Source organism: Cobetia sp. 5-11-6-3 (assembly GCF_013374055.1).
GTDB lineage: Bacteria > Pseudomonadota > Gammaproteobacteria > Pseudomonadales > Halomonadaceae > Cobetia > Cobetia marina.
In genome coordinates this window covers 1-15138 of the sequence record NZ_BLWJ01000004.1, presented here as the reverse complement: position 1 = coordinate 15138, position 15138 = coordinate 1, and the positions used below count along the sequence as shown (strand labels likewise).

Genomic DNA, 15138 nt, shown 5'->3' with positions numbered 1-15138 from the left:
ACCCGCCCAAGCGGTGCATGTCGTGTATCGGGTGATGAGGAGAAAGATGTCATGCGACTGACCCCCACCCCCTCCAGCACGGAGAGTACGGGACTCGGCATCAACCGCCGCCAGTTCCTGAAGCGCAGCGGTGTTGCGACCGGCGGCCTTGCCGCGGCCAGCTTCATGGCCACCCCGATGATGAAGCGTGCCGAGGCCAAGACGGAAGTCTCTCAGGCACCTGTCGAGACCAAGCGCACGATCTGTTCCCACTGCTCCGTTGGCTGTGGCGTCTATGCCGAAGTCCAGGAAGGCGTCTGGACCAAGCAGGAACCCGCCTTCGATCACCCCTTCAACCGCGGCGCGCATTGTGCCAAGGGCGCCTCGCTGCGTGAGCATGGTCACTCTGATCGTCGTCTGAAGTATCCGATGAAGCTCGAAGGCGGCAAGTGGAAGAAGCTGTCCTGGGAGCAGGCCATCGAGGAAGTCGGCAACAAGGTACTGGAGCTGACCGAGCAGCATGGCCCGGACAGCATCTACTGGCTCGGTTCGGCAAAGTTCAGCAATGAACAGGCCTACCTGATGCGCAAGTTCGCGGCCCTGTTCGGCACCAACAATGTCGATCACCAGGCGCGTATCTGCCACTCCACCACCGTCGCCGGCGTCGCCAACACCTGGGGCTATGGCGCGATGACCAACTCGTTCAACGACATGCACAATTGTCGTTCGATCCTGTTCATCGGCTCCAATCCCTCCGAAGCCCACCCGGTGGCGATGCAACACATCCTGCTGGCCAAGGAGCGCTCCAACGCCGAGATCATCGTCGTCGATCCGCGCTTCACCCGCACAGCAGCGAAAGCCAACAAGTACGTGCGTCTGCGTCCGGGCACCGATGTTGCCTACATCTGGGGCCTGCTGTGGCACATCTTCGAGAACGGCTGGGAAGATGAGGCCTACATCCAGCAGCGCGTCTACGGCATGGACGAGGTACGCGCGGAAGTCGCCAACTTCCCGCCGGACGTGGTCGAGCGCATCACCGGTGTCGGTGAAGCCGACATGCTCGACGTCGCACGTCGACTGTCCCAGAACCGTCCGGGAAGTGTCGTGTGGTGCATGGGTGGCACGCAGCACACCACCGGCAACAACAATACCCGCGCCTACTGCATTCTGGAGCTGGCACTGGGCAACATCGGCAAGTCCGGTGGCGGCGCCAACATCTTCCGGGGTCACGACAACGTTCAGGGCGCCACGGATCTGGGCCTGATGTCCCACTCCCTGCCAGGTTACTACGGCCTCTCCGAAGGGGCGTGGAAGCATTGGGCCAAGGTATGGAACGTCGACTTCGATTGGATCCAGAACCGCTACGACCAGACCGAATACCACGACGGCAAGCCGATGCACACCAACGGCATCACCGTCTCGCGCTGGGTCGATGGCGTGCTCGAGGACCCGGATCGCATCTCCCAGCGCACCGCGCTCAAGGCGATGTTCTACTGGGGGCATGCCGTCAACTCCCAGACCCGTGGACCCGAGATGAAGAAGGCCATGGCCAAGCTGGACATGATGGTGGTGGTCGACCCCTACCCGACCATCGCCGCCGTCATGCACGACCGCACCGATGGCGTCTACCTGTTGCCGGCCGCGACCCAGTTCGAGACCACCGGCAGCGTGACCAACTCCAGTCGCTCCCTGCAGTGGCGTGACCAGGTCATCGAACCGATGTTCGATTCCAAGCCGGATCACGAGATCATGTACCTGCTGTCCCGCAAGCTGGGCTTTGCCGACGAGCTGTTCCGCAACATCAAGGTCGAGGGCAGCGTGCCGGTGGTCGAGGACATCACCCGCGAATTCAATGCCGGGATGTGGACCGTTGGCTATACCGCCCAGAGTCCCGAGCGCCTGAAGGCACATCAGAAGAACTGGCATACCTTCGACTTCGAGACACTCAAGGCACGGGGTGGTCCGGCAAATGGCGACTTCTACGGTCTGCCATGGCCGTGCTGGGGAACGCCGGAGATGGGCCATCCGGGCTCTCCCATCCTGTATGACACCTCCAAGACGGTGGCCGAAGGCGGTGGCAACTTCCGCGCCCGTTACGGCGTGGAACACAACGGCACCAATATCCTGGCCGAGGGCTCCTGGTCAAAGGGCGCCGAGATCGAGGATGGCTATCCGGAGTTCACCGACAAGCTGCTCAAGCAGCTGGGCTGGTGGGACGACCTGACGGCCGAGGAAAAGCAGGCGGCGGAAGGCAAGAACTGGAAGACCGATCTTTCCGGTGGCATCCAGCGCGCGTGCATCAAGCATGGCTGCATGCCGTACGGCAACGCCAAGGCACGTGCCCTGGTGTGGACCTTCCCGGACCCGATCCCCAAGCACCGCGAGCCGCTGTATACCGCGCGCCGTGACCTGGTGAAGGACTATCCGACCTGGCCGGATTCCGAATCCATCTATCGCTTGCCGACGCTCTACGCCTCCATTCAGGAGAAGGACGTCAGCGCCAAATACCCGATCACCCTGACCTCGGGCCGCCTGGTGGAATACGAAGGGGGTGGCGAAGAGACACGCTCCATCCCGTGGCTGGCCGAGCTGCAGCAGGAGATGTTCGTCGAGATCAATCCGGCGCTGGCCAATGACCAGGGTATCAAGGATGGCGACATGGTATGGGTCGAGGGTGCCGAAGGCGGCCGCGTGAAGGTCAAGGCGCTGGTCACCGAGCGAGTCGGGCCGGACGTGGTCTTCATGCCCTTCCACTTCGGGGGCCACTACGAGGGCGAGTCCCTGGAGTCACGCTACCCGGAAGGCACGGTGCCCTACGTGCTGGGTGAGTCCGCCAACACCGCGACGACCTATGGCTATGACCCCGTGACCCTGATGCAGGAAACCAAGGTCACGCTGTGCCGAGTCAGCCTCGCCTGAAGCGCGTCCCGACCCTGACTGTCGATCGCGTAAACGCCGAATCATCGAGCCAATCATATGTCGATGATCAGAAATATCCGGCCTGTCGTCTGAGCCACTCGACGACGGGCCGTGAAGGAGAAGCAAGATGGCCCAGATGAAATTCCTGTGTGATGCAGAGCGCTGCATCGAGTGCAATGGCTGCGTGACGGCCTGCAAGAACGCCAACGAGACGGAATGGGGCATTCAGCGTCGCCGTGTCGTGACCCTGGATGACGGCAAGCCGAGCGAAGTCTCCATCTCGGTGGCCTGCATGCACTGTGACGACGCGCCCTGCATGGCGGTCTGCCCCACCGACTGCTTCTACAAGACCGATGACGGCATCGTCCTGCACGACAAGGATATCTGCATCGGTTGCGGGTACTGCCTGTATGCCTGCCCGTTCGGCGCACCACAGTTCCCGCAGCAAGGTGCCTTCGGCGAGCGCGGCAAGATGGACAAGTGCACCTTCTGTGCCGGCGGCCCGGCCGAGAGCCCGGAAGAAGAGTTCGAGAAGTACGGTGCCAACCGCATCAGCGAAGGCAAGCTGCCGCTGTGTGCCGAGATGTGCTCCACCAAGGCCCTGCTGGCCGGTGACGCCGAGACCGTCTCCGACATCTTCCGTCAGCGCGTGGTCTATCGCGGTCACGAGGATGGTGCCTGGTCGCCGGTCGACAAGGCCAGCCACCCGGAAACCTCGGCCAACCTGACCACCAGCAGCGTTCAGCAGGCGGATCACCTGGCCTACGACGCAGCCCGCAAGGGGTAAGGAGGCGACATGCGCGCGCACTTCACAGCTTCACGGTTGACCGTCGTCGCCATGTTCCTGTGTCTGATGCTGGCCAGCCTCTGGCTGGCCCCTCAGGCGCTGGCCGCGAATCCGGACGGCGAGATCGGTCAGGCGGTCGGTACGGTGAATGCCGACACCTGGCGTCAGGTGAAAGATGGGGAAAATTCCATCGACAGTCGCCATGACTCCAACTACAGCCTGATCAACCAGAGCGGCGAGACCTGGCGCCAGATCCGCAACCGCTGGATCTCACCGGGTGGCCTGATCGCTCTGGGCGGTATGCTGGCCGTGCTGGCGATCTTCTATCTGCTGGTGGGGCGCAACGATCTGGACCACCCCCGCTCAGGCAAGTTGATGCTGCGCTGGACGGCACTGGAACGTGCCATGCACTGGACACTGGCCACACTGTTCCTCACGTTGGCCATCACCGGCATCAATCTGTTGTGGGGCAAGTTCGTGTTCCGCAATGTCTTCGGGGATGTGTTCTGGGCCAACATGATCATGGCGACCAAGGTGATCCACAACTATGTGGGGCCGTTGTTCTCGATCATGCTGATTCTGGTGCTGGCCAAGTGGCTGAAGCTCAACCTTCCCAAGAAGCATGACCTTGAATGGTTCCGCCAGGGCGGCGGCATGATGAAGGGCAAGCACCCGGATGCCGGCTTCGCCAATGGCGGGGAAAAGGCCTGGTACTGGATTCTGGCAACGGTCGGCCTGGTGGTGATTGCCAGCGGGCTGGTGCTCGACTTCCCGATATTCGGTCAGACCCGTGACAACATGCAGTGGGCCAATGTCTTCCACGGCGTTGCCTCATTGATGCTGATCGCGGTGTCCTTCGGCCACATCTACATCGGTACCGCCGGCACGGAAGGTGCCTTCGAGGGCATGAAGACCGGTTACGTCGATGAAACCTGGGCCAAGCAACACCACAATCTGTGGTATGACGAGGTCAAGCAGGCCGAGGCGGCGGACCCGGCATCAGACCCCGCCACGGCACCTGACGACAGCCTGGCGCGTCAGCAACGCCCGAATTAGTCCGAGGCCAGACATCCGCTGGATGAGTGATGATTCGCCCGGTCAGGTTCGCCTGCCGGGCGTTTTGCATTGATATCGCCTCTCCCTGCCCGTCGCCCGGCCTCTCGCACCGGTTCACAGCCCTGCATTAGTTGCGTAAAGTTTCAGGTATCTGGCCTGGTCTCACCAGGCCCCCTCTACCATGAAGGCCTGCGCCATGCCGCGCCTTCTCAGGAGATTTCCATGAGCGACCCGACCCCCCAGACCGTCCAGGACCTGAACCAGCTGGACGAGCAGACCCGCACCGAGCTGGAAGCGGCCGCTTTCCGCCGTCTGCTCAAGCACCTGGATGACAACAAGGATGTCCAGAACATCGATCTGATGATCCTCGCCGACTTCTGCCGCAACTGCCTGTCCAAGTGGCTGATGGCCGCCGGCGAGGAACGCGGCGTTAGCTTCGATTATGACGCGGCGCGCGAGCACGTCTACGGCATGCCCTATTCCGAGTGGAAGACACATCACCAGGCCAAGGCGACCCCTGAGCAACTCGCAGCGCTCGAGGCTCGTCAACAAGGCAAGAAGGACTGATCATGAGCGGCAATGACGAACAGATCGGCCTCACCATCGCGGTATTGACCGTCTCCGACACGCGCACCGAGGACACTGATCGCTCCGGTGACGCCCTGGTCGAGAGCCTGACGGCAGCCGGCCATACCCTGCATGAAAAACGTATCGTCCCCGATGACATCTATCAGTTGCGCGCCGTGGTCAGCGAGTGGATCGCGGACCCGGCCGTGCAGGTCATCCTGACCACCGGCGGCACAGGCTTCACCGGACGTGATTCCACACCGGAAGCCATCCGCGTGCTGCTCGACAAGGAAATCCAGGGCTTCGGCGAGCTGTTCCGTCAGCTTTCCCATCAGGAAATCGGCAGCTCCACGATCCAGAGCCGCTGTCTTGGAGGGCTGGCCAACCGTACCGTGGTGTTCTGCCTACCCGGCTCCACCGGGGCCTGCAGGACAGCCTGGAACGGCATCCTCAAGGAGCAGCTCGACAGCCGTCACCGTCCCTGCAACTTCGCCAATCTGGTGATCCCGGAGCGCGGAACCCATGCCCACTGACTCCTCTTCTGCACAAGAGGCATCCCGGGCGGGCCAGGCAACGACCGCCTGCGGCTGCGATAGCGTGCCGGTTGGCGCCAAGGGCCTGGCCCCTCTTTCCAGGGCCTTGTCCGCATTGCGCGAATGCTGTCCGGTAATGCCGGTAGAGCAAGTCCCTGTCAGCAAGGCCGCGGGGCGTGTCCTCGCTGAGGATATCTACGCCGAACTGGACGTTCCTCCTGCCGACAACTCACAGATGGATGGCTACTGTGCAAGAGTGGCGGATATCGGTGATGGCGCCTGGCTGCCAATCAGCCAGCGCATCGCGGCAGGCCAGCCCACCTCGGCACTCGCCTCGGCAAGTTGTGCACGGCTGTTCACCGGGGCGGAAATCCCCGAAGGCGCCGACGTTGTGGTCATGCAGGAAGAAGTGACACTGCGTGAGAACGAAGATGGCACCACGGAAGCCTGGCTGCCCGGCCCACGAATTCCCGGCGACAATATCCGCCGACAGGGACGCGACGTCACTCGTGGCACTCGGCTGATCGCCGCCGGCACTCGCCTGGATGCCGCGATGCTTGGCCTGCTCTGTGGTCAAGGGCTCAGCTACGTATCGGTACGACACAAGGTACGCGTTGCCCTGTTCGCGACCGGCGATGAACTGATCGAACCCGGCCAGCCGCTCAAACCGGGGCAGATCTACAACTCCAATCGCGTGATGCTCAGCCAGATGCTCAGCGACTTCGGGGCTGACGTGGTGCTTGCGCCACTCAATGTGGCCGATACCTTCGAGGCCACTCGCGATGCTCTTGCGACAGCGGCAGAACAGGCCGACTTGATCGTCACCTGTGGCGGGGTCAGCGTCGGAGAGGAAGATCACGTCCGCCCTGCCATCGAGGCGCTCGGCAGCCTGGATCTCTGGCGCCTGGCCATCAAACCGGGCAAGCCACTGGCGCTGGGGCGCATCCTCAACACGCAAGGCGACTCGGTGCGTGTGGTGGGGCTACCTGGCAACCCGGTGTCGAGCTGGGTCGGCGGCTGGCTATTTCTTCGCCCCATACTGGGCGAAATGCTCGAGTGTGACGCACTGCGGGCCTTGAGAAGCCTCCGGGTACGTTCCGCCTTCTCGGCCAACACTGCCATCCGTCAGGACCATCTGCGTGTCACGCTGACGCCAGCCGATGATGGCCAGCTTGAGGCTCACGCCTTCCCGGACCAGAACTCAGCCGTGCTCTCCTCATGCGTCGGCGCTGAGGCATTGGCCGTGATCCCTCCCCACGCACAGATAAGCCCCGGCGACAGTGTGGAGTGTCTATGGCTGGAGAGTTGAGTGATTTCCGCTACTGACCGGCATCCCCACCTCCTCTGACGCTGGAATGCGACAACCGAGTGACCCTCCAGCGTCATCTTGACCTTCCCTCTGAGTCCGGCACACTGACTGCTTTTATTCGTCAGCGTTCTGGCCTGCCAACCGCAGGCCAGAACGCTGGAATGTTCCGGACTCTTGAGCAAGGACATCTCAATGCCAGCCAATTCCTCGTCGCCTCGTGCGTTGTTGCGCCCACTCACCATGGCTGTGCTGCTTGCCACCGCTTCGTCATCCCTCCCGGCCTTGGCCAATGACAATGAAACGGCACCAGCCCCGGGAACATCCGTCACCGAATGGAGCTACTCGAGTGAGTCGGGCGACAGCGCCAATGGACCGGAACACTGGGGAGACCTCACCCCCGGCTACGCGGAATGCGCCAGTGGTGCCCGGCAATCACCGATCGACATCGACAGTCAGTCACGCCCTCTGGATGAAACAGGGCCGAAGCTCGACTACCACTCGCCGCTGCTCGTCACTCGGGACACGGGGCACACCTTGCAGATCGAAGGGGCCAGCGGAAACACGATGACACTGGATGGCACCCCCTACACTCTGTCACAGGTGCATCTGCATGTGCCCTCGGAACACGCGATCGATGGCAAGCGCGCTGCCATGGAAATCCATCTGGTGCACACCACTCCAGAAGGCAAGTTAGCAGTGCTGGCCGTGTTGGTCGAGGAAGGACATGACAACCTGGCGCTCAGCCGTCTGTTGAGCCGTCTTCCACAGCGAGGACTCTCCGAGACTCTGACAAGCGGACTGTCGGCCAACTTGCTACTGCCACGCGAGAATGCTGGCTGGCAATACTCCGGCTCGCTGACCACTCCGCCATGTTCTGAACCCGTTACCTGGTTTGTGATGAAATCACCGATCGAAGCCTCTCGGTCACAGATCGATGCCTACCTGGAGTGGCAAGGAGGGGAGAATTCTCGCCCTCTCCAACGCTGACGACACGATTTCCTCTCGAACCATGAAAACGCCACCCGCCAGGGTGGCGTTTTTTTGTGAGCTCAGAAACATATTTCAAACGTTTAAACAACGGACATTACTGGCCAGCGGGCACCTACTTATAAGGATATCTTAAAGTAATGCGATTTTTCGCCACGATATTAATCAGTTAGCGACATTCCATGAACGTATCAATACGAAACTAGAATAATCATACCTAGGGAATGATCCAGATACGTCTTTGCAGCGTTCTTGAAAACACACGCCATACCTCCATGGTACCCTAGCATCAGGGGCGTAATGACATTCGGCGTGTTGAACAAGAAATTTAGAAATACAAAAAAATATATTAAACGACATATAAACGGTATCCATCAATACGGTAGTACCAGAAAAATGCACCCGCTCACAATGCTATGTTAATTATTGATAATTAATAAAAAGTCGTAAAAGTACACAAGAAGAACCATTGAGGACAACAATATGCCAGTCAATGCCAAGGTCGCTTCGCACGGTCAACTCGAAAGTCAGGAAGCTATCCTGCGTGAAGTCGATAACATCACCCTCAATGAAGCCTCGGATGTCAGTCTGGACCTCCATCCACGTGACGTAGAAATGATGACCCGCCAAGGGGACAACCTGCTCGTCACTCTCGAGAACGGGGATCTGGTCACGATCGAGAGTTTCTACGCCGACCCCAGCGAACTCAGTCATCTGTATCTTCAGGGTGATGAATTCGCTGGAGAACTATTCCAGGTCGGCCTTGGCGAGGCCGGTGCTAGTGGCGCAGTCCCCTTCACGAGCACTGCGACATTGACCACGGCAGAGTCTGCCCTCGCCACAGCGGCTGCGGGAGCAAGCTCTGTCGGCGCCGGGGCGGAAGCAGCCACAGGCGCAGGGGCTGGCGCCGGCATCAGTACTGCCGGACTGGTGGCAGGCGGTGTTGCAGTAGCCGCCGGCGTTGGGGTTGCCGCAGCCACTTCTGGTGATAGCGCTTCCTCCGATGCGGACACGACAGCGCCCGATGCTCCTCTTCTGAGCGACACAAATGGCATGGTCCTCAGCGGCATCAGCGAGCCCGGCGCCACTATCGAAGTCATCAATGCATCCGGTGAGATCGTGGGCACCGCAACGGCTAATGCCGAAGGCAGCTTTGTCGTTGAGCTGGATCCGCTGCAGGAGCCAGGAACCGAACTGAGCGCCACTGCTACCGATGCCGCGGGCAATGAAAGCGCAGCCTCTGCCACATTGACCGTGCCGGAAGATGCCGACGTCACCGCGCCGAATGCGCCGACCATTGTCTCCGCCATCGATGATATGGAGGCTGTCACAGGCACCCTCGCCGATGGCGACAGCACCAATGACGCCACCCCGACCCTGACCGGCAGCGCCGAGGTTGGCAGCACCGTCACGATCACCCACAACGGTGAAGTGATCGCTACTGTCACGGCAGATACCAATGGCAGCTGGACCTACACCCCGACGACCGCACTGACCGAGGGCGATCAGACCTTCAGCGTCACCGCCACCGATGCGGCCGGCAATGTCAGCGACGTCTCGAACGTGTTCACGCTGACCGTCGATACCACCGCACCGGGTGCCCCGACGCTGATCGAATCCGATGGCACCACTGTCTCCGGCACGGCCGAGGCTGGCAGCGATGTCGTCATCACCAACGGCGATGGTCAGAACGTCGGTAGTGGCACTGCCGAGGATGGCGGTTCCTTCGACATTGTCCTGGATCCGGCACAGGAAGATGGCGAGACGCTGACGGCGACCGCCACTGATGCCGCGGGCAATATCAGCAGTGATTCAGCACCGACCGTCGTGGATACCGGTATCGATGCCACCGCGCCGAACACGCCGACCATCGCCTCCGCGATCGACGACACGCCTGATGGCACCAGCACCCTCGCCGATGGCGACAGCACCAACGACGCCACCCCGACCCTGACCGGCAGCGCCGAGGTTGGCAGCACCGTCACGATCACCCACAACGGTGAAGTGATCGCTACTGTCACGGCCGATACCAATGGCAGCTGGACCTACACCCCGACGAGCGCGCTGACCGAGGGCGATCAGACCTTCAGCGTCACCGCCACCGATGCGGCCGGCAATGTCAGCGACGTCTCGAACGTGTTCACGCTGACCGTCGATACCACCGCACCGGGTGCGCCGATTCTGTCCGAGACCGATGGCGAGACCGCCAACGGCAGCACCGTCAATGGCAGCGCCGAGGCCGGGGGGACCGTCGAGATCACCGATGTCGATGGCGTTGTGCTTGGCACCGGCACCGTTGCCGATGACGGCACCTTCAGCATCACGCTGTCGCCGAAGCAGGATGCTGGCACCGAGCTGACGGCTACCGTCACTGATGCTGCAGGCAATGAAAGCGCAGCCTCTGCCGCATTGACCGTGCCGGAAGATGCCGACGTCACCGCCCCGAACACGCCGACCATCGCCTCCGCGATCGACGACGTGCCTGATGGCACCAGCACCCTCGCCTCGGGCGACAGCACCAATGACGCGACTCCGACGCTGACCGGCAGCGCCGAAGCCGGCAGCACCATCACGATCACCCACAACGGTGAAGAGATCGGCACCACCACCGCCGACAGCAACGGCACCTGGAGCTTCACGCCCGAGACCGATTTCGCCGATGGCGAGCATGTCTTCAGCGTCACTGCCACTGATGCTGCAGGCAACGAAAGTGCACCGTCTGCCGACTTCACGCTCACCGTCGACACCGTCGCGCCAGATGCACCAGTGCTGGCCGAGACCGATGGCGAAACCGCCAATGGCAGTACGGTCAATGGCAGCGCCGAAGCCGGCGGGACGGTCGAGATCACCAACGGTGATGGCGATCTGCTGGGCTCCGGCACTGTTGCCGATGACGGCACCTTCAGCATCACGCTGTCTCCGAAGCAGGAAGCCGGCACTGAGCTGACGGCTACCGTCACCGATGCCGCAGGCAACGAAAGTGCTGTCTCCGACACCCTGGTGGTCCCGGAAGATGCCGACGTCACCGCGCCGAATGCGCCGACCATCGCCTCCGCCACGGATGATGTGGCCGCCGTAACCGGCGCCCTCACCGATGGCGACAGCACCAATGATGCGACCCCGACCCTGACCGGCAGCGCCGAAGCCGGCAGCACCGAGACCCTCACCCACAATGGTGAAGAGATCGGCACCACCACCGCTGACAGCAACGGCACGTGGAGCTTCACGCCGGCGACTGGCTTCGCCGATGGCGAACACGTCTTCAGCGTCACTGCCACTGATGCTGCAGGCAACGAAAGTGTGGCGTCTAGCGAGTTCACGCTGACCGTCGACACCACCGCGCCAGATGCACCAGTGCTGGCCGATACCGATGGCGAAACCGCCAATGGCAGTACGGTCAATGGCAGCGCCGAAGCCGGTGGCACCGTCGAGATCACCAACGGTGATGGCGACCTGCTGGGCTCTGGCACCGTCGCGGATGACGGCACCTTCAGCATCACGCTGTCTCCGAAGCAGGATGCCGGCACCGAACTTAGCGCCACCGTCACCGATGCCGCTGGCAACGAAAGTGCTGTCTCCGACACCCTGGTGGTGCCGGAAGATGCCGACGTCACCGCACCGAATGCGCCGACCATCACCTCCGCCACAGATGATGTGGCGGCCGTAACCGGCACCCTCGCCGATGGCGACAGCACCAATGACGCGACTCCGACCCTGACCGGCAGCGCCGAAGCCGGCAGTACCGTGACCCTCACCCACAACGGTGAAGAGATCGGCACCGTCATCGCCGACAGCAACGGCACGTGGAGCTTCACACCGGTGACTGGCTTCGCCGATGGTGATCACGTCTTCAGCGTCACTGCCACCGATGAAGCCGGCAACGAAAGTGCAGCGTCTAGCGAGTTCACACTCGCCGTCGACACCACCGCGCCGGATGCGCCCGTTCTGGCCGAGACCGATGGCACCACCGTCGCCGGGACCGGTGAAGCCGGTACCACGGTCGAGATCACCAATGCTGCTGGCGACGTCCTGGGCTCTGCTGAGGTCGACACCGATGGCAACTTCTCGGTCGCGCTGTCTCCCGAGCAGGATGCCGGCACCGAGCTGACCGCCACAGTCACCGATGCCGCTGGCAATGAGAGCCCGGCTTCCGACACACTGGTGGTCCCGGAAGATGCCGACGTCACCGCCCCGAATGCGCCGACCATCGCCTCCGCCACGGATAATGTGGAAGCCGTGACCGGCTCCCTCGCCAATGGCGACAGCACCAATGATGCGACTCCGACGCTGACCGGCAGCGCCGAAGCCGGCAGCACCATCACTCTCACCCATAACGGTGAAGAGATCGGCACCGCCACCGCTGACAGCAACGGCACGTGGAGCTTCACACCGGCGACTGACTTCGCCGATGGCGAGCATGTCTTCAGCGTCACTGCCACCGATGCCGCGGGCAACGAAAGTGCACCGTCTGCCGACTTCACGCTCACAGTCGACACCACCGCGCCGAATGCGCCCGTTCTGGCCGAGACCGATGGCACCACCGTCGCCGGGACCGGTGAAGCGGGCACCACGGTGGAAGTCACGAATGCCAACGATGATGTGGTGGGCACCGCGATCGTCGATTCAGAAGGCAACTTCTCGGTCGCGCTGTCTCCCGAGNTGGCACCTGGAGCTTCACGCCGGCGACTGACTTCGCCGATGGCGAGCATGTCTTCAGCGTCACTGCCACCGATGCCGCGGGCAACGAAAGTGCACCGTCTGCCGACTTCACGCTCACCGTCGACACCACCGCGCCGAATGCGCCCGTTCTGGCCGAGACCGATGGCACCACCGTCACCGGGACCGGTGAAGCGGGCACCACGGTGGAAGTCACGAATGCCAACGATGATGTGGTGGGCACCGCGATCGTCGATTCAGAAGGCAACTTCTCGGTCGCGCTGTCTCCCGAGCAGGATGCCGGCACCGAGCTGACCGCCACAGTCACCGATGCCGCTGGCAACGAAAGTGCTGTCTCCGACACCCTGGTGGTCCCGGAAGATGCCGACGTCACCGCGCCGAATGCGCCGACCATCGCCTCCGCCACGGATAATGTGCCAGCCGACACCGGCTCCCTCGCCGATGGCGACAGCACCAATGATGCGACTCCGACGCTGACCGGCAGCGCCGAAGCCGGTAGCACCGTCACGATTACCCACAATGGTGAGGAAATCGCGACAGTCACCGCCGATGCCAATGGCACCTGGAGCTTCACGCCGGCGACTGGCTTCACCGATGGCGAGCNGAGCCCGGCTTCCGACACACTGGTGGTCCCGGAAGATGCCGACGTCACCGCCCCGAATGCGCCGACCATCGCCTCCGCCACGGATAATGTGGAAGCCGTGACCGGCTCCCTCGCCAATGGCGACAGCACCAATGATGCGACTCCGACGCTGACCGGCAGCGCCGAAGCCGGTAGCACCGTCACGATTACCCACAATGGTGAGGAAATCGCGACAGTCACCGCCGATGCCAATGGCACCTGGAGCTTCACGCCGGCGACTGACTTCGCCGATGGCGAGCATGTCTTCAGCGTCACTGCCACCGATGCCGCGGGCAACGAAAGTGCACCGTCTGCCGACTTCACGCTCACCGTCGACACCACCGCGCCGAATGCGCCCGTTCTGGCCGAGACCGATGGCACCACCGTCACCGGGACCGGTGAANACCTGGAGCTTCACGCCGGCGACTGGCTTCACCGATGGCGAGCACGTCTTCAGCGTCACCGCCACCGATGCCGCGGGCAACGAAAGTGCACCGTCTGCCGACTTCACGCTCACCGTCGACACTACCGCGCCGGATGCACCAGTGCTGGCTGAGACCGATGGCACCACCGTCGCGGGCACCGGCGAAGCCGGCACCACGATCGAGATCACCAATACTGCTGGCGACGTCCTGGGCTCTGCTGAGGTCGACACCGATGGCAACTTCTCGGTCGCGCTGTCTCCCGAGCAGGATGCTGGCACCGAACTTAGCGCCACCGTCACCGATGCCGCTGGCAACGAAAGTGCTGTCTCCGACACCCTGGTGGTGCCGGAAGATGCCGACGTCACCGCACCGAATGCGCCGACCATCGCATCTGCCACCGATGACGTGGAAGCCGATACCGGCGCCCTCGCCGATGGCGACAGCTCCAATGATGCGACTCCGACGCTGACCGGCAGCGCCGAAGCCGGCAGCACCGTGACCCTCACCCACAATGGTGAAGAGATCGGCACCACCACCGCTGACAGCAACGGCACGTGGAGCTTCACGCCGGCGACTGGCTTCGCCGATGGCGAACACGTCTTCAGCGTCACTGCCACTGATACTGCAGGCAACGAAAGTGTGGCGTCTGGCGAGTTCACGCTGACGGTTGATACCACTGCGCCGGATGCGCCGATTCTGTCCGAGACCGATGGCGAGACCGCCAACGGCAGCACCGTCAATGGCAGCGCCGAGGCCGGGGGGACCGTCGAGATCACCGATGTCGATGGCGTTGTGCTTGGCACCGGCACCGTTGCCGATGACGGCACCTTCAGCATCACGCTGTCGCCGAAGCAGAATGCTGGCACCGAGCTGACGGCTACCGTCACTGATGCTGCAGGCAATGAAAGCGCAGCCTCTGCCGCATTGACCGTGCCGGAAGATGCAGACGTCACCTTGCCGAATGCGCCGACCATCGCATCTGCCACCGATGACGTGGCGGCCGTAACCGGCGCCCTCGCCGATGGCGACAGCACCAATGACGCGACTCCGACGCTAACCGGCAGCGCCGAAGCCGGCAGCACCATCACGATCACCCACAACGGTGAGGAAATCGCGACAGTCACCGCCGATGCCAATGGCACCTGGAGCTTCACGCCGGCGACTGGCTTCGCCGATGGCGAACACGTCTTCAGCGTCACCGCCACCGATGCCGCGGGCAACGAAAGTGCACCGTCTGCCGACTTCACGCTCACCGTCGACACCACCGCGCCGGATGC

8 protein-coding genes and 2 pseudogenes are annotated in these 15138 nt (G+C 62.5%); all 10 read left to right on the top strand.

From position 1 onward, the window contains the following. Positions 1-51: 51 nt before the first annotated feature. Positions 52-2898 (top strand): molybdopterin-dependent oxidoreductase, encoded by a 2847-nt coding sequence (locus tag HXS66_RS08155; RefSeq protein WP_176503275.1) that lies wholly within the window; start codon positions 52-54, stop codon positions 2896-2898. A 127-nt stretch (positions 2899-3025) separates the two neighbouring features. Next, complete coding sequence (gene fdh3B, locus HXS66_RS08150) at positions 3026-3685, top strand: formate dehydrogenase FDH3 subunit beta (RefSeq protein WP_084208727.1); 660 nt, start codon at positions 3026-3028, stop codon at positions 3683-3685. A 9-nt stretch (positions 3686-3694) separates the two neighbouring features. After that, on the top strand, positions 3695-4741 hold the full coding sequence (locus HXS66_RS08145; protein ID WP_077376626.1) for a formate dehydrogenase subunit gamma: 1047 nt from the start codon (positions 3695-3697) through the stop codon (positions 4739-4741). Positions 4742-4963: 222 nt separating this feature from the next. Continuing rightward, positions 4964-5308 (top strand): DUF1244 domain-containing protein, encoded by a 345-nt coding sequence (locus HXS66_RS08140; RefSeq protein ID WP_077376629.1) that lies wholly within the window; start codon positions 4964-4966, stop codon positions 5306-5308. Positions 5309-5310: 2 nt separating this feature from the next. Further along, on the top strand, positions 5311-5841 hold the full coding sequence (gene moaB, locus HXS66_RS08135; RefSeq protein WP_176503274.1) for a molybdenum cofactor biosynthesis protein B: 531 nt from the start codon (positions 5311-5313) through the stop codon (positions 5839-5841). Beyond that, complete coding sequence (gene glp, locus HXS66_RS08130) at positions 5831-7150, top strand: gephyrin-like molybdotransferase Glp (protein ID WP_176503273.1); 1320 nt, start codon at positions 5831-5833, stop codon at positions 7148-7150. The genes moaB and glp overlap by 11 nt, the downstream gene beginning before the upstream one ends. Positions 7151-7342: 192 nt before the next feature. After that, a complete protein-coding gene (locus tag HXS66_RS08125) occupies positions 7343-8137 on the top strand; it encodes a carbonic anhydrase (RefSeq protein ID WP_176503272.1) in 795 nt (264 codons plus the stop codon). 483 nt (positions 8138-8620) lie between these two features. Further along, positions 8621-12796: pseudogene (locus tag HXS66_RS08120) on the top strand (Ig-like domain-containing protein); the annotation flags it as partial. A 50-nt stretch (positions 12797-12846) separates the two neighbouring features. Further along, positions 12847-13767, top strand: a pseudogene (locus HXS66_RS17350) (Ig-like domain-containing protein); the annotation flags it as partial. A 43-nt stretch (positions 13768-13810) separates the two neighbouring features. After that, on the top strand, positions 13811-15138 hold a 1328-nt coding region (locus HXS66_RS17445; protein WP_176503270.1), incomplete at its 3' end, for an Ig-like domain-containing protein.